Source organism: Oceanococcus sp. HetDA_MAG_MS8, from assembly GCA_019192445.1.
Classification (GTDB): domain Bacteria; phylum Pseudomonadota; class Gammaproteobacteria; order Nevskiales; family Oceanococcaceae; genus MS8.
The window spans coordinates 41,817-57,870 of sequence record JAHCMK010000010.1; the positions used below are offsets into that span (position 1 = coordinate 41,817).

Annotated in this window: 12 protein-coding genes; 4 read left to right on the top strand and 8 right to left on the bottom strand. The window is 57.6% G+C overall.

Annotation, left to right across the window (positions count from 1 at the left end; translation table 11 throughout):
• Positions 1-333: 333 nt before the first annotated feature.
• The 4 genes from KI787_14325 to leuC all read right to left on the bottom strand — a co-directional run bounded on the left by KI787_14325 (position 334) and on the right by leuC (position 4,732).
• Entirely contained in the window at positions 334-1,356 is a 1,023-nt protein-coding gene (locus KI787_14325; protein MBV6631128.1) for an aspartate-semialdehyde dehydrogenase, read from the bottom strand.
• Between the two features lie 180 nt (positions 1,357-1,536).
• A complete protein-coding gene (gene leuB, locus KI787_14330) occupies positions 1,537-2,628 on the bottom strand; it encodes a 3-isopropylmalate dehydrogenase (protein ID MBV6631129.1) in 1,092 nt (363 codons plus the stop codon).
• Positions 2,625-3,263, bottom strand: a complete 639-nt coding sequence (gene leuD / locus KI787_14335) for a 3-isopropylmalate dehydratase small subunit (GenBank protein ID MBV6631130.1) — start codon at positions 3,261-3,263, stop codon at positions 2,625-2,627. The genes leuB and leuD overlap by 4 nt, the downstream gene beginning before the upstream one ends.
• A gap of 56 nt (positions 3,264-3,319) precedes the next feature.
• On the bottom strand, positions 3,320-4,732 hold the full coding sequence (gene leuC, locus KI787_14340) for a 3-isopropylmalate dehydratase large subunit (GenBank protein ID MBV6631131.1): 1,413 nt from the start codon (positions 4,730-4,732) through the stop codon (positions 3,320-3,322).
• Positions 4,733-4,846: 114 nt separating this feature from the next.
• On the opposite strand from leuC, the gene KI787_14345 reads away from it, so the two are divergent.
• Positions 4,847-5,923, top strand: coding sequence for a DUF2817 domain-containing protein (locus KI787_14345; protein ID MBV6631132.1), 1,077 nt, complete (start codon positions 4,847-4,849; stop codon positions 5,921-5,923).
• Here the strand turns inward: KI787_14345 and KI787_14350 are convergent.
• From KI787_14350 to prmB, 3 genes are read right to left on the bottom strand one after another with little or no spacing between them, the layout of a single operon-like run.
• On the bottom strand, positions 5,874-7,019 hold the full coding sequence (locus KI787_14350) for an MFS transporter (GenBank protein MBV6631133.1): 1,146 nt from the start codon (positions 7,017-7,019) through the stop codon (positions 5,874-5,876). The genes KI787_14345 and KI787_14350 overlap by 50 nt on opposite strands.
• A complete protein-coding gene (gene aroC / locus KI787_14355; protein ID MBV6631134.1) occupies positions 7,016-8,125 on the bottom strand; it encodes a chorismate synthase in 1,110 nt (369 codons plus the stop codon). The genes KI787_14350 and aroC overlap by 4 nt, the downstream gene beginning before the upstream one ends.
• A 14-nt stretch (positions 8,126-8,139) precedes the next feature.
• Positions 8,140-9,051 (bottom strand): 50S ribosomal protein L3 N(5)-glutamine methyltransferase, encoded by a 912-nt coding sequence (gene prmB, locus KI787_14360; protein MBV6631135.1) that lies wholly within the window; start codon positions 9,049-9,051, stop codon positions 8,140-8,142.
• Between prmB and KI787_14365 the strand changes: the two genes are divergently transcribed.
• From KI787_14365 to KI787_14375, 3 genes are read left to right on the top strand one after another with little or no spacing between them, the layout of a single operon-like run.
• Complete coding sequence (locus KI787_14365; GenBank protein ID MBV6631136.1) at positions 9,050-9,751, top strand: SCO family protein; 702 nt, start codon at positions 9,050-9,052, stop codon at positions 9,749-9,751. The two genes, prmB and KI787_14365, sit on opposite strands and share 2 nt — an antisense overlap.
• Positions 9,751-10,599 (top strand): phosphatidylserine decarboxylase, encoded by an 849-nt coding sequence (psd, locus tag KI787_14370; protein ID MBV6631137.1) that lies wholly within the window; start codon positions 9,751-9,753, stop codon positions 10,597-10,599. Before KI787_14365 ends, psd begins: the two co-directional genes overlap by 1 nt.
• 51 nt (positions 10,600-10,650) lie before the next feature.
• Positions 10,651-11,535: a bile acid:sodium symporter family protein gene (locus KI787_14375; GenBank protein MBV6631138.1), complete on the top strand. Its 885-nt coding sequence runs from the start codon at positions 10,651-10,653 to the stop codon at positions 11,533-11,535.
• Positions 11,536-11,662: 127 nt separating this feature from the next.
• On the opposite strand, the gene KI787_14380 is transcribed toward KI787_14375, so the two are convergent.
• Positions 11,663-12,865 (bottom strand): hypothetical protein, encoded by a 1,203-nt coding sequence (locus tag KI787_14380; protein MBV6631139.1) that lies wholly within the window; start codon positions 12,863-12,865, stop codon positions 11,663-11,665.
• Positions 12,866-16,054 lie beyond the last annotated feature (3,189 nt).

Genomic DNA, 16,054 nt, shown 5'->3' on the forward strand with positions numbered 1-16,054 from the left:
CCCCAAAACGTGACGGTGTTTGGCAACATCTGCCGTTGTAATAGCTTGCCACTGTAACCGGCCAACGGCGGAGCTACAACGCAGCAATGATGCGCTATGTGGAATCAGGGTGCATTCATGATGCCGTGGCGCCATGATGCGAACCACAGCAGCTCAGAAAATGGCGGTTTTCTGCTGTAGCTGACGGCAACGATCTCAGCGCGGCGCTTAGACCACCGTCGCCATGCTGTGAGCAAAACTCACAACCTGGGCCCACCCTCGGCTAGCGCAGCCATAGTGCTTTTCCAGCAAGATTTATTGCGCCAGCGGAGGCGTCTATGCGGTGGACGGCGCTCAGATGTGGCCCCGAGTACGCAGCAGCTCAGCAATCTGCACCGAGTTCGTTGCGGCCCCTTTACGCACATTGTCAGATACCACCCACATGTTTAAGCCCCTGGGGTGAGAAATGTCTTCACGCAGCCGGCCTACCCAGGTCCAATCATTGCCTGCAGCCTCCGTCAATGCCGTGGGATAGCCGCCATCCATATGCTGATCGAGCACACGCACGCCAGGCGCCTTCTCCAGCAAAGCACGCGCATCAGCCAAGCTGAGCTTGTCACGGGTTTCGATATGCACCGCCTCAGAGTGACCGAAGACCACAGGTACCCTGACGCAGGTTGGATTCACCTGAATCTGATGATCACCCAAAATTTTGCGCGTCTCCCACACCATTTTCATCTCTTCTTTGGTGTAGCCATTGTCCTGAAACACATCAATATGTGGCAAAACGTTGGCAGCAATGGGCTTGGGGTACACCTTGCAGTGCATGCTAGTCCCCTGCGCGATGGCCGCATTCTGCTCGGCCAGCTCGTCAATGGCTTCCTTACCGGTGCCGGAGACAGCCTGGTAGGTGGCTACATTAATTCGCTCAATGCCTGCGGCATCGTGAATGGGCTTGAGCGCAACCAGCATTTGGATGGTGGAACAATTGGGGTTAGCGATGATGTTGCGCGTTGCGTAACCATCTACGGCCTGAGGGTTCACCTCAGGCACCACCAGGGGCACATCATCTTCGTAACGGAAGTGACTGGTGTTATCGATCACGATACAACCAGCTTCTGCCGCCACCGGCGCCCACTGCGCGGAAATGCTGCCACCTGCTGAGAACAATCCAATCTGGGCGCGACTAAAATCAAAGTCGTCCACACACAGCACCTCCAGCTCACGATCACCAAAGCTCACCATCTGGCCTGCGGAGCGACGGCTGGCAAGCGGAAATACTTCGGCCACCGGAAACTGGCGTTCGGCGAGCACCTCAAGCAGAGTACGGCCAACAGCGCCGGTAGCGCCAAGAATTGCAATGTTGAGTGGTTTCATGGGGAGGTCAGTAGCAGTCTTTGAGAAGAAAGAAAGAAAAGCGACAGGAAGCTACAACTTAGAGTAGCGGTCTCAGGAGCTGAGCCAGGCCCCCTCGACCAATAGATCGATGACGCCAACCTAGAGATGACAGCGCGGGAGCCGTAAGCGCAGCACACACCGCAGCATTTGCACTCAACGCTATTGCGCCGCTTGCAGTCGATGGCGCAACGCCGCTAACACGGCATCTCCCATAGCCTGTGTGCCGACCGGAGTTTCTCCGGCCCCAGCGATATCCGCCGTGCGGACCCCGCTGGCCAAGACATCAGTAATCGCCTGCTCTAATTGCTTAGCCAGATCCGCCCGATTCAGGCTATGGCGGAGTGCCATCGCCAAAGAGAGCAACATGGCCAATGGGTTGGCCCGATCCTGGCCGGCAATATCCGGAGCGCTTCCATGCACAGGCTCATACAGACCTCGGCCACCGGAATTCAGCGAGGCCGAAGGCAACATACCAATGGAGCCCGTGAGCATGGCGGCTAGGTCCGACAAAATATCGCCGAACAGATTCCCTGTGACCAACACGTCGAACTGCTTGGGCTGACGCACCAACTGCATGGCAGCGTTGTCCACGTACATGTGGCTCAGACTCACATCCGGATAATCTGCACTCAGCTCGGTCACCACATCCCGCCACAGCTGGCTTACCTCCAACACATTGGCCTTGTCGACGGAGCACAGGCGCCCCTGCCGACGGCGCGCCGCCTCGAAGCCTGCTCTTGCAATCCGCTCAATCTCTTCCGCGGTATACACCATGGTGTTAAAGGCCCTGCGCGGCTGGTCTTCCTGAGCGCGCGGTTGGCCAAAATAAATACCGCCGGTCAGTTCGCGAACAATCAGGATGTCTAGCCCTGCCACCAGCTCGGGCTTCAGGCTGGAGGCCGCCGCCAACTCCGCAAAGGCTTGAGCCGGGCGCAAATTGGCGAACAAGTCCAAACTGGCACGCATCCGCAGCAAGCCGCTCTCAGGCCGCTGAGCACGTGGCAACTCATCATATTGGGGGCCACCAACAGCGCCGAACAAAATGGCATCTGCTGCATGACAAAGGCGCTCTGTTTCCTCCGGGAAAGGGTCGCCATCCACATCGTAAGCAGCTCCGCCCACGCGGGCATGCTCCCACTCACATTGCCAATCGGACAGCTCATTGAGAAGGGCTAATACCCGCTCCGCCTGCGCCACAATTTCAGGACCGATGCCATCCCCAGGGAGCAAGAGTAATTTGGCAACGCTCATACTTGGGCTCCAAATAACCAGGGCTTTTCGGCCCGACGCTGGGCCTCATAGGCTTCAATTTTGTCGCGCATCTGTAGGGTTTCGCCAATATCATCCAAACCCGCCAACAAGCGCTCTCGGCGCGCTGGGTCGACCTCGAAGGCCACCGTCAGCTCTCCAACCTGGAGCTGATTATTCTCCAGATCAACCGTCATATCGGCCCCGGAGACGGTCGCCGCAAACAGCTGCTCCACAGTGTCTTCATCAAGCTGAATGGGCAGCACGCCATTCTTGAAGCAGTTATTAAAGAAGATATCGGCGAAGCTAGGGGCGATCACGCAGCGAATGCCGAAATTGTCCAGGGCCCAGACGGCGTGCTCGCGTGAGGAACCACAGCCAAAGTTCCGCCGTGCCAGCAGAATACTGGCACCGGAGTAGCGCGCATCGTGCAACTCAAAATCTGGGTTGATGCGCCGAGTTTCCAGTGGGGTGTCTAGTGTGCCGGGGTCCAAATAACGCCAGTCGTCAAACAAATAAGGGCCAAAACCTGTGCGGCGCACCGACTTGAGGTATTGCTTGGGGATGATGGCATCGGTATCGACATTGGCCCGGTCCATCGGCAGGACGCGCCCGGTATGACAGCGAAACGCTTGCATAGTGAAATCCTTTGTAAAGCTACTCACTCGCTCAGCTGTAGCGATGAGAGCAGCTCTTAATCGGCATCTTTGAGTTGACGAAAATCGGTGAAGTGTCCCAACACTCCGGCCGCTGCCGCCATTGCGGGGCTGACCAAATGGGTACGCCCACCCTGCCCTTGGCGGCCTTCAAAATTTCGATTGGAGGTCGACGCGCAGCGTTCGCCGGGCTCCAAACGATCAGCATTCATGGCCAAACACATGGAGCAGCCCGGCTCTCGCCATTCAAAACCAGCGGCTTCAAAAATACGATGCAGCCCCTCCTGCTCAGCTTGCTCTTTGACCAGTCCGGAGCCCGGAACCACCATGGCCAATTTGACGGTAGGTGACTTGCGGCGACCGGCCACAACCGCAGCCGCTTCGCGGAGGTCTTCGATACGGCTGTTGGTGCAGGAGCCGATGAAGACTTTGTCCACGGCGATGTCGGCAATTGCCTGCCCGGCCTTCAAGCCCATGTAATCCAGGGCGCGCTGCATACTGCCAGACCGCGTTGGGTCCGCCTCTGCAGCGGGATCAGGCACCCGAGCATCGACGCCAAGAACCATCTCCGGCGATGTGCCCCAGGTGACCTGCGGACCAATTTGCGTAGCGTCGAGCCGAACCTCGGTATCGAAAACGGCATCGGCGTCTGAGTGCAGACCGCGCCAATAGTCCTCGGCACGATCCCACACCTCAGCTTCAGGTGCGTAAGGACGGCCGCGAACATAGTCCAAGGTGGTCTGGTCAACGGCAACCATGCCCGCGCGTGCGCCTGCCTCAATGGTCATGTTGCACAAGGTCATACGCCCTTCCATGCTCAGGGCTTGGACCGCGGGCCCGGCAAATTCGATCACATGTTGGGTACCACCGGCGGTACCGATGTGGCCAATGATGGCCAGCGCGAGATCTTTGGCAGTCACGCCCTTGGCGAGCTCGCCATCGACCCAAACGCGCATGGTTTTTGCTGGTTGTTGGAGCAAACATTGGGTGGCCAAAACATGTTCGACCTCAGAGGTTCCAATGCCAAAAGCCAAAGCCCCAAAAGCACCATGCGTAGAGGTATGAGAGTCACCGCACACCACTGTCATGCCCGGCAGAGTGGCTCCCTGCTCCGGGCCAATCACATGGACGATGCCCTGCCTGCGATCCTGCATCGGAAAGTAGGGCAACTGATGTTCGGCCGCGTTGCGATCCAATGTCTCCACTTGTAAGCGAGAAATCGGATCGGCTATGCCCTCGGCGCGAGATGTGGTTGGCACATTGTGATCGGCGACAGCCAAATTAGCATCGGTGCGCCATACGGGCCGACCGGCAAGACGCAGCCCTTCGAAAGCCTGCGGCGAAGTCACCTCGTGCACTAGATGACGATCGATATAGATGAGCCCAGTGCCATCCGGCAGAGTATCCACCAAGTGGTCGTCCCAAAGTTTTTGATACAGCGTGCGTCCCATGCAGTCTTCCCGCCCTTTCCCAGGCGACACCTTCATCAATTGAACAACCTCCCATTGTAAGCTGCCTTGGCCCGCGCGTCCGCGCCCTTTGCCCTCCGCACCGTCCGACCTCCCATGAAACACATTCGCGAGTCCCTGCAAGAGCTACTGCATCGCCATGAACAAAGGCTACAGTCGCGTACGCTCTTAGAGCTGGGCGCAGGGGGCCAACATTGGCCGTTGCAGGTGGTGCACCTAGGCAGCCAGGACCCTGTGGCACCTCGAGTGTTCGTTGTCGGCGGCATTCATGGCAATGAGCGCATTGGCGTGGATGTGGTGATGGCCTTTCTGCATTCCTTACTCGAACAGTTGCGCTGGGATGCGTACTTGCAGGCGCTGATGCAGTCCATCCATGTCGTGGTGGTGCCCGTCGCCAACCCCAGTGGATACGCCTTAGGCCAACGCGCTACCCAAGACGGCATTGATTTAATGCGCAATGCTCCTTTGGACTCACCCCAGCCCCACTGGTTAGCCGGAGGGCAGCGCCTTAGTCGCCACCTGCCCTGGTTTCGCGGACATGCCCTGGCCGCCGAAAATGTCGCACTGATCAGGTTGATTGAGGAGCAGACCCGACACGCCACCTTTAGCTTGAGCGTGGACTGCCATAGCGGCTTTGGCAGCACGAACCGCCTGTGGTTTCCTTGGGCGCATAAGCAAGAGCCCATGCCGCACCTTGCCGAGATTTACGCTCTGCGCACCCTATTCCGGCAAACCTACCCGCACCACATTGGCTACAGAATTGAGCCCCAATGCCAGCATTACATGACCCATGGTGACCTCTGGGATTTTCTCTATGCGCGGCATCTGGCGCGCCGCCGCGGCTTGTTTCTGCCCCTCACTTTGGAAATGGGCAGCTGGCTCTGGGTGCGCAAAAACCCCCGCCAGCTCTTTCGCAAACATGGATGGTTTAACCCCCAGGTTCCTCACCGGCGGCGGCGCATCCTGCGCCAACATTTGCTGTTGCTGCAGTTTTTACTGCGTGCCGCGGCCAACCACACGGCATGGCTACCGCTGCAGGCCGAGCGTGACCAGATATTTGGTGATGCGCAGAATTATTGGGCGGAACATTTTGGCCTGGTCGAGCCCGCGTCAAACTCAAGAATCAGCGAACCCAGCGCCAAGCCAGCAGACTCGCTCCCACGGCAGCCATAGCCGCCATCCTGTAAGCCCAATCTGGACCGGCCCAATCCCATAGCCCTCCTGCCGCAGCGGAACCCAGGGAGCCACCCACACCAAAGCTCAACGAAACATAGAGGGCTTGCCCACGCCCGCGCTGGTGCGCCTCAAATTCGCGGTGAATCAGCTGCACGCCAGCCGCGTGATACAGGCCGAAGCTACTCAGATGCAAGGCTTGGAGCAACAACAGTCCCGGTAGCCACTGAACCGTCCATTCCAGCAGGCTCCAGCGCGCCACTGTGGTGAGCATGGCAAACAAGAAAATGCGCCGTAGACCAAAGCGACGAATCAGGCTGCCGGTCCAGATGAACATGACGATTTCGCAGATGACCCCGAAGGCCCAGAGCAAGCCCGTACTGGTCTTTCCCCAGCCTTGTTGCTCTAAATACAGCGAAAAGAACCCGTAATAGGGCGCAAAACTGAACTGATGCAGCATGCAGGCGCCCAGCAGGGCCAGCACCACGGGGCGACGCAAGGTGCTAAATATTGAACCCTGGACCACAGAGCGTGGCACGCAATGGTCTGCCGGCAGGCCCCGCGCGGCGATGGTCATACCAACGACCAACAGGGCCATCGCTAGGGGCAAAGGCTGTAGATCCCAGTAGTCAAAGGCCGCTCCGCCACCCACAACGGCCAGCACAAACCCGACACTGCCCCATAGGCGGATTCGCGAATAATCTCCGCCACGCTGGGCCAACTGACCCAAGGTATAGGCCTCAAACTGGGGCATGGTGGCGTTCCAAAACACCGAAAACAGCAGCACAGCACCAAGCACGGTCCAAAAGCTATGCGCCAGGGGTAACAACAACAACCCCATTGCACATGCCAGGCTGGCCCACTGAATAATGACCAGCCGCTTCCCACTTGCATCAGCCCAGGCCGCCCATAGTGGAGGCAGAACAATGCGGGTGAGACCATGAGCCGCGAGTACTGCGCCTATTTGCGCCGCACTCAGACCACGCTCCGCCATCCACAAACCAAAGAATGGCAGCATCAAGCCGAGAACGGCGTAAAAATGGAAGTAGTAGGCCGATAAACGAGTGTAGAGGCCGCCGCTGAGGGCCTGGGTCATTCTGTATCCGGCACCTGCGCGGCCACACGCGGAGTACGGGACTCAACATGACCATTCTGGCCGCGCTGACGTAAGGCATGGTCGAGCAAGGTCAACGCAAGCATAGCCTCGGCAATTGGCGTCGCACGCACACCCACGCAGGGGTCGTGACGGCCAGTGGTTCGCATTTCCGTGTCTTCACCATCGCGCGTAATGGTCTGCCCAGGAATAATGATGCTCGAGGTCGGCTTGAGAGCCAGCCTGGCAGTAATCACTTGCCCGGTAGAGATGCCACCACTGACCCCACCGGAATGGTTACTTAAAAACCCCTCGGCCGACATTTCATCGCGATGCTCGGAGCCGCGCATGGCAACCACGTCAAAGCCATCCCCGAGCGCGACGCCTTTGACGGCATTAATACTCATGAGTGCATGGGCAATATCAGCATCCAAGCGATCGAAGACTGGCTCCCCCCAGCCGGGCGGGACCCCGGTCGCCTCGACATACAGCTCAGCACCGATGGAGTCTCCATCGCGACGAATTTGATTGATATAGGCCTCTAACTCCGGAATACGGTCTGGGTCCGGACTGAAAAAGGGGTTGTCATTCACGGCTGACCAGTCGCGCAGCTGCATCCGCAGCTCACCCATCTGCACCATGCAACCACGAATCTCAACCCCCCACCAATGCTGTAAGGCCGCTTTGGCAATAGCACCTGCCGCCACACGAGCGGCCGTCTCTCGCGCCGAAGAACGCCCGCCACCGCGGTAATCCCTAAAGCCGTATTTTTGATCGTAGGCGTAGTCGGCATGGTTGGGCCTGAACACCTGTTTAATCTTGTCGTAGTCGCGTGAGCGCTGGTCTTTGTTGCGGATCAGAAGGCCAATAGGAGTACCCGTTGTTTTGCCCTCGAAGACGCCGCTGAGGATCTCCACCGCATCATCTTCGCGGCGCTGGGTAACGTATTTGGACTGGCCGGGCTTACGGCGGTCCAAATCCGCCTGAATATTTTCCGCACTGAGGGACAGACCCGGAGGGCAACCGTCAATAATGGCGCCCAGGGCTACGCCGTGCGATTCACCGAAGGTCGTTACCGTAAACAGACGGCCAAAACTATTTCCAGACATGGGTTATTCCTCGGTTATTCCTCGTCTAAGAGCAACAGCTCTTCACGGGTGAGCACGAACACGCCATCGCCGCCGACGTCAAACTCCAACCAGTTGAAAGGCAACTGCGGAAATTCCTGAATCAGCGCTGAGGTCGCACTACCGACTTCGCAAATCAATACGCCCTGCGGGTTGAGGTGACGCGGCGCTTGTCGTAACAGCTGGCGAACAAAATCCAAGCCATCCGCGCCGGACTCCAAGGCCATTGCAGGCTCATGGGTGTACTCGGCAGGCAGACTTTGATGCTCAGCGGTTGCCACGTACGGCGGGTTCGTGAGGATAAGGTCGTAGCGCTGCTCCGCGCAGGCCTGAAGGCCATCGCCCTGAAGAAGGCGTAGCTGCTCTTGCAAACCGAATTTATCGCGATTCACCCGCGCGACCTCAAGGGCGGCCGCCGACAAATCACTGGCATCAACCTGCGCCTCCGGGAAAGCCAAGGCCAGCAGGATTGCCAAGCAACCACTCCCCGTGCACAAGTCCAATATGCGACTGGGCTCAGAGGCCAGCCAGGGGTGACAGCGTTGGTCGATGAGCTCAAACAAGGGCGAGCGCGGGATCAAAACCTCTTCATTGACCGCGAATTGATAACCCGCGTACCAACACCATCCCAGCAGATAGGGAACAGGAACACGATCCTGAATACGGCGCTGCAACAGCGTAGCTAGATGATCCCGTTCTTCGGCGACCAATACCCCGTCCAAATAGGGTGCCGCGACATCCGGAGGTAGATCCAGTGCGCCGAGTACCAGCGCGGCAGCTTCGTCCATGGAATTGTCGGTGCCATGACCAAAGAACACCGGATGCTTGGCCAGCTGAGAGCTGGCGTAACGCAGCCAGTCGATGACGCGCTGCAGTTGGTCCTCGATGGGGGGAGATGTGGACACCATGAAACTGTGCAAGGCGATAAACTGCGTATTGTGCCGCAAAGCCGGCGTTCCTATTGCTCCATCGCTCATCCTTATGCGTCGTCCTCAATTGACCCGCCTTCTCCTTAGTGGCCTTGCCGTTGTTTTGGTCGCCGGATTTCTCATTCCCAGGCTGGATTTGGGCTTTGGCAGCGCTCAGATGGACAGTGGTTTGCTGCTGGATCCCGCACGTCCGCTACAAAATTGGCCAGCGCCACTAATCACGGAGGATGCCCAGGCCTTTGGTTTGAGTGACTTCGAGGGGGCCTATCACCTGCTCTTCTTCGGCTTTGCGAGCTGTCCGGATATTTGCCCGAACACCCTGCTGCAGCTGGCACGGGTCTACCGTGATTTACCGCAGAGCATTCAGCAGCAGCTCAATGTGGTTTTAGTGTCGGTGGATCCTGAGCGCGATACACCCGCAAAGCTGCGCGCCTATGTGAAGAACTTTCACACGGATTTTCGGGCTTTAACGGGGCCTGAAGCCGCCATTGCTGACCTCTCTGGTCAGGCGGGGATTGCCTACATGAAAGTCGATTTGGATGAGGGTTATACGGTGGATCATTCCGCCGCTTTGGTGCTGCTGAACCCCCAGGCGCAGATCCAGGCCTATTTTGCCCCGCCGCTCAAGCTCGACAGTCTGCAAAGTGACCTCATCAGCCTGATTCAAAGCCGCTCCTAATGCGTGATCAGGCATTTGTGGCCCTACAAAGGGTACTACCGACACTGGCTCTGACGGGTCTGGCCCACCGGGTCGCGCAGTCCGCCAACCCCAGGTTATCGCAGTGGCTGATTCGCCAAGCCATTGACGCCTTCGACATCAATTTAGACGAAGCCCTGCACAGCGAACCGGAGGCCTATTCCAGCTTCAATGCCTTTTTCACACGCGCGCTGAAGCCGGGCGCCAGGCCATTTGCTAGTCAGCCCAACCTCATCAGTCCTGTGGATGGACGCATCTCCCAATTTGGAGACGTGCGCGAGGGACAGATCATCCAGGCCAAGGGTCTGAGCTACAGCGTAGAAGAGCTCTTGGTGGATGCGGTGCAAGCGGCAAAGTACGCCAATGGCAGCTTTATAACCCTGTACTTGGCGCCCTCTGATTACCACCGCATTCACATGCCTGTACAGGCCCAGGTCGCGTCTATGCGCTACCAACCAGGGCGCTTGCTCGCGGTTAACCCGCCCACCGTACGCACGGCCAAGCGCGTGTTTAGTCGTAACGAGCGTTTAATTTGCCACCTACTAGGACAGGGCGAACACAGTCCGAGTCATCTTGCGCTGGTCATGGTGGGCGCGCTGTTTGTCAGCGGGCTGGAAACGGTACTCACCGGTCCCATTTCCCCACCCCATGGCGGCCCTAGCCAACAGTTTGAGCCGCGGCGCGTACTGGACCGGGGTGCAGAGCTGGGCCGGTTCAACTATGGCAGCACCGTCATATTGTTATTGCCGCCTGGCTGGGAGTTTCAGCAAGCGCTCAAACCCGGCGACGCAGTCAGGATGGGCCAAGCCCTAGCCGCACCCAGGCGCTGAACTCCCGTACACTGCCTCCACGCGCAAGTTGCAGCGTTGTGGAGGAGACAGATGCAATCTAGTGGCCTGATTACCGTGGGCTTGCCCATTGCCTTGTTCATCATCATGGCGGGGATGGGGCTAAGCTTGACCCCCAAGGACTTCTACAGGGTGGTTGAACAACCCCGCGGGGTGATCGTAGGAACGCTGGGTCAGATGATCCTGGTGCCCTTGCTCGGCTTCCTGGTAGCCACCATCTTCGTGCCGCACTCCGCGGCACTAGCCGCCGGCATCGTACTAGTCGCCTTATGCCCTGGGGGCACCACCTCTAACCTCATCTGCTACCTAGCGCGAGCGGACCTTGCGCTGTCCATCACGCTCACTGTGATCGCTAGCCTGCTGACCATCCTCAGCATTCCGCCCCTACTGAACTTGGCCATGGAACACATCATGGGCGACGGCGAAGTGGTACACCTGCCCTTCCTAAAAACGCTGATCACCATGGGCGTGATTATTGTTTTACCCACTCTCTTAGGGATGATCGTGCGGCGAGCCAACCCTGCCCTCGCGCATAAACTGGAGCCCTGGATCAGCAAGTTTTCGGCCTTTGTACTGGTCGCCATTATTGTGGCCATTGTCGTCACTCAATGGGGCCAGATTCCAGGCTGGGTCGCTCAGGGCTTGTTGCCCGTGGTGGTCTTGAACTTCGCCGCTCTTGCTTGCGCTTATGTACTCGCTCTCGCCACAGGCCTGAATCCTTATGACCGAATGACGGTCATGGTAGAGCTCAGCCTGAAAAACACCACCATAGGATTACTGGTCGCGCTATCGCTGATTGGCGATGTAGAAATGGCCATTCCTTCGGCAATCTATGGGCTGTTTATGTACGCCAGCGCCTTTGTGTTGGTGCGCTATGGGCGCCGCAACCTCAAAGCCCAGGACCCATTACCGGCGTGATATTGGATCTTAAGGCCAAGCTGCCAAGGCTTTAGACCCGCTGCAACGGCACTGCCAGAAGCAGCCAAGAAAAAACCGGATGGGCGTTTCCACCCATCCGGCTCCCAGGTTCTCCAGGGCCGCTTAATTAAAAGCTGGACCAGGAGTCGGGGTTAACGGCTTGCTGCTGAGCACCATGGCCATTACCGCTTTTTTGAGCCTGCTTGCCCTGCATTGCGGCGGGAACATTGGACATGGAACCGGCATCAACCAAGGGCTGTGAATCCGGAACCTTGGTGACCGCCACACGTCCTTTGCTATCCCGCTTGAGCTTGAAGGCCGCGACCGAATCGGCCAGCCCCGTAGCCTGCTCAGCCAGCATCTGAGCCGAGGCCGTGGCTTCTTCCACCAGAGCCGCGTTTTGCTGGGTGACTTCGTCCATGGAGTTAATGGACTGGTTCACCTGCTCGATACCGGAGGTCTGCTCTTGGGAAGCTGCAGAGATCTCGCCCATGATGTCGGTCACGCGTTTCACGCTTTGGACAATCTCGTCCATGGTCTTACCGGCTTTTTCCACGAGTTTGGAACCGGCATCCACCTTCTCTACGGAGTTGCCAATGAGCTGTTTGATCTCTTTGGCAGCGCCCGCGGAGCGTTGGGCCAGGGACCGCACTTCCGAGGCTACCACCGCAAAGCCGCGACCCTGCTCGCCCGCTCTGGCGGCTTCCACCGCCGCGTTCAGCGCCAAAATGTTGGTCTGGAAGGCAATGGCATCGATGACGCTGATGATATCGACGATCTTGCGCGAGGACTCGTTGATCTCAGACATGGTCTTGACCACATTGCCCACAACCTCACCACCTTCGCTGGCCACCCCGGCGGCGCCTTGAGCAAGCTGATCAGCCTGCATGGCGTTTTCGGTGTTCTGACGCACTGTTGCAATCAGCTCTTCCATGGAAGAGGCCGTTTCTTCTAGCGACTGCGATTGCTGCTCGGTGCGGCGGGATAGATCGGCGTTGCCATCGGCGATTTCTTTGGAGGCGTTGGTGATGGTCTCCGTCGCGGTTTGGATCCGCTGCACGATATCGGCCAACTGCTCAGAGCAACTGTTGGTGTCGTCCTTGAGCTTATTGAAGATACCGCCGTAGCTACCATCTACCGACTGGCTCAAATCACCATCAGCGATCGCGGCTAGTACACCAGCGACTTTGTTAATGACCTCGTTCAACACCGCCACAGTGCTGTTCACGCTGTCTTTGAGGTCGCCCAAGTCACCGTTGTAGTCGGTTTCGATGCGCTCACTCAGATCCCCGGCCGAGAGTGCCGAAAGCACCCGACCCGTTTCTTGAATCGGCTGAATCACCGAATCCAGCGTATCGTTCACACCCTGCACAATGGCCCGGAACTTCCCTTGATGCTTGTTCGCATCGGCGCGGGTATCCAGGGCCCCGGCGACGGCTGCCTCGGAGAGCATGTTGGCATCGTCAATGAGCTTGTTGACAGCATCAATACAGGTATTGAGGTTGTCTTTAATGGTGTTGAAGTCGCCGTTATAGTTATCGGTGATGGGCTTGGGAATATCCCCCTTGGAGATGCGATCCACATACTCAGCCGCCACGTTCAAGGGGCCAATCACCGCATCCAGGGTGTCGTTCACCCCTTCCACAATCGCCCGGAAGCTACCCTCATGCTTGTCCGCATCGGCCCGGGTATCCAGGGCCCCCGCCACGGCTGCTTCTGAGAGCAGATTGGCGTCATCAATCATCTTGTTCACCGCATCAATGGCGCGGTTCAAGTTATTCTTGATGGTGTTGAAGTCACCGTTGTAGTTATCGGTAATCGGCTCGGGGATGTCGCCCTTGGAGATGCGGTCCACGTATTCAGCAGCCACGTTCAGGGGCCCAATCACCGCATCCAGAGTGTCGTTCACCCCTTCGACAATCGCCCGGAATTTGCCCTGATGCTTGGTAGCATCAGCCCGGGTATCCAGGGCACCGGCGACAGCTGCTTCTGAGAGCATATTGGCGTCATCAATCATCTTGTTCACTGCATCAATACAGGTATTGAGGTTGTTCTTGATGTTGTTGAAATCGCCGTTGTATTCGTCGGTGATCGGCTCAGGGATGTCACCATTAGAGATGCGGTCCACGTATTCAGCGGCCACGTTCAAGGGCCCAATCACCGCATCCAGGGTGTCGTTCACCCCTTCCACAATCGCCCGGAACTTACCTTGGTGTTTGCTGGCATCTGCCCGCGTATCCAGAGCCCCGGCGACCGCCGCCTCGGAGAGCATATTGGCGTCATCAATCATCTTGTTCACCGCATCGATAGCACGGTTCAAGTTGTTTTTGATGTTGTTGAAATCGCCGTTGTAGTTGTCGGTAATGGGCTCGGGGATGTCCCCGTTAGAAATCCGATCCACATATTCGGCCGCCACGTTTAAAGGCCCAATCACCGCATCCAGGGTGTCGTTCACCCCTTCCACAATGGCCCGGAATTTCCCAGAATGCTTATCCGCATCGGCCCGGGTATCCAACGCTCCGGCGACCGCAGCCTCGGAGAGCATGTTGGCATCATCAATCATCTTGTTGACCGCATCAATACAGGTATTGAGGTTGTCTTTGATGGTGTTGAAGTCGCCGCTGTAGTGGTCGGTAATCGGCTCCGGAATATCGCCCTTGGAGATGCGATCCACATATTCGGCGGCCACGTTCAGCGGCCCAATCACCGCATCCAGGGTGTCGTTCACCCCTTCCACAATCGCCCGGAATTTGCCTTCGTGTTTGGTCGCATCGGCGCGGGTGTCTAGTTCACCTGCCACCGCCGCCTCGGAGAGTTTATTCGCGTCATCAATCATCTTGTTGACCGCATCAATACAGGTATTGAGGTTGTCCTTGATGGTGTTGAAGTCGCCGTTGTACTCATCCGTAATCGGCTCGGGGATATCCCCTTTAGAGATCCGGTCCACGTATTCCGCGGCCACATTCAGCGGCCCAATCACCGCATCCAGAGTATCGTTCACCCCTTCCACAATCGCCCGGAACTTGCCTTCGTGTTTATCGGCATCTGCCCGCGTATCCAGAGCTCCGGCCACCGCCGCTTCGGAGAGCATATTGGCGTCATCAATCATCTTGTTCACCGCGTCGATGGCGCGGTTCAAGTTGTTCTTGATGTTGTTGAAGTCGCCGTTGTAGTTGTCGGTAATGGGCTCAGGGATATCACCCTTGGAAATACGGTCCACATACTCAGCCGCAACGTTCAGCGGCCCAATCACCGCATCCAAAGTCCCATTCACACCCTCAACAATGGCCCGGAACTTCCCGGAGTGCTTAGTAGCGTCTGCGCGAGTATCCAGGGCACCTGCAACGGCTGCCTCGGAGAGCATGTTGGCGTCGTCAATCATCTTGTTGACCGCATCAATACAGGTATTGAGGTTGTCCTTGATGGTGTTGAAGTCGCCGCTGTACTCATCGGTGATGGGCTCGGGAATATCGCCCTTGGAAATACGATCCACATAGTCGGCGGCCACATTCAAGGGACCAATCACCGCATCTAGGGTGTTGTTCACCCCTTCCACAATGGCCCGGAACTTCCCGGAATGCTTGTCGGCATCGGCCCGGGTATCCAACTCACCGGCCACAGCCGCTCTGGAGAGCTTATTGGCGTCGTCAATCATCTTGTTGACCGCATCAATACAAGTATTGAGGTTGTCTTTGATGGTGTTGAAATCGCCGTTGTATTCGTCGGTGATGGGCTCGGGGATATCCCCTTTGGAGATCCGGTCCACGTATTCGGCGGCCACGTTCAGCGGCCCAATCACCGCATCCAAGGTGTCGTTCACCCCTTCGACAATGGCCCGGAACTTCCCTTCATGTTTATCGGCATCGGCGCGGGTATCCAGGGCACCGGCGACTGCAGCCCTGGACAGCATATTGGCGTCATCAATCATCTTGTTCACCGCGTCAATGGCGCGGTTCAAGTTTGTCTTGATGGTATTGAAGTCGCCGTTGTAGTCATCGGTGATGGGTTCAGGAATATCGCCTTTGGAGATCCGGTCCACATACTCGGCAGCCACGTTCAAGGGACCGATCACCGCATCCAGGGTGTCGTTCACCCCTTCGACAATGGCCCGGAACTTCCCTTCATGCTTGTCGGCATCAGCGCGAGTATCTAGCTCACCGGCAACGGCAGCCCGCGACAACATATTGGCGTCATCAATCATCTTGTTCACCGCGTTAATGGCGCGGTTCAAGTTGGTCTTGATGGTATTGAAGTCGCCGTTGTAGTCATCGGTGATGGGCTCAGGAATGTCGCCCTTGGAAATCCGATCCACATACTCAGCCGCCACATTCAGCGGGCCAATCACCGCATCCAGGGTGTCATTTACACCCTGAACAATGCGCCGGTAATCCCCTTTATGCCGAGAGGGATCGGCACGGGTGGCAAGCTCGCCCGCCACTGCGGCACGCGACAACCGCCCGGCGTCGTCGATGAGAAGATTAATGGATTCAATACAGGTATTCAGGTTCTCCTTGATGGT

What these genes read in the sequence shown, in the direction of transcription:
- KI787_14325 (MBV6631128.1), bottom strand. Translation starts at nt 1,356, where the DNA reads ATGAAACCACTCAACATTGCAATTCTTGGCGCTACCGGCGCTGTTGGC.
- leuB (MBV6631129.1), bottom strand. Translation starts at nt 2,628, where the DNA reads ATGAGCGTTGCCAAATTACTCTTGCTCCCTGGGGATGGCATCGGTCCT.
- leuD (MBV6631130.1), bottom strand. Translation starts at nt 3,263, where the DNA reads ATGCAAGCGTTTCGCTGTCATACCGGGCGCGTCCTGCCGATGGACCGG.
- leuC (MBV6631131.1), bottom strand. Translation starts at nt 4,732, where the DNA reads ATGGGACGCACGCTGTATCAAAAACTTTGGGACGACCACTTGGTGGAT.
- KI787_14345 (MBV6631132.1), top strand. Translation starts at nt 4,847, where the DNA reads ATGAAACACATTCGCGAGTCCCTGCAAGAGCTACTGCATCGCCATGAA.
- KI787_14350 (MBV6631133.1), bottom strand. Translation starts at nt 7,019, where the DNA reads ATGACCCAGGCCCTCAGCGGCGGCCTCTACACTCGTTTATCGGCCTAC.
- aroC (MBV6631134.1), bottom strand. Translation starts at nt 8,125, where the DNA reads ATGTCTGGAAATAGTTTTGGCCGTCTGTTTACGGTAACGACCTTCGGT.
- KI787_14365 (MBV6631136.1), top strand. Translation starts at nt 9,050, where the DNA reads ATGAAACTGTGCAAGGCGATAAACTGCGTATTGTGCCGCAAAGCCGGC.
- prmB (MBV6631135.1), bottom strand. Translation starts at nt 9,051, where the DNA reads ATGGTGTCCACATCTCCCCCCATCGAGGACCAACTGCAGCGCGTCATC.
- psd (MBV6631137.1), top strand. Translation starts at nt 9,751, where the DNA reads ATGCGTGATCAGGCATTTGTGGCCCTACAAAGGGTACTACCGACACTG.
- KI787_14375 (MBV6631138.1), top strand. Translation starts at nt 10,651, where the DNA reads ATGCAATCTAGTGGCCTGATTACCGTGGGCTTGCCCATTGCCTTGTTC.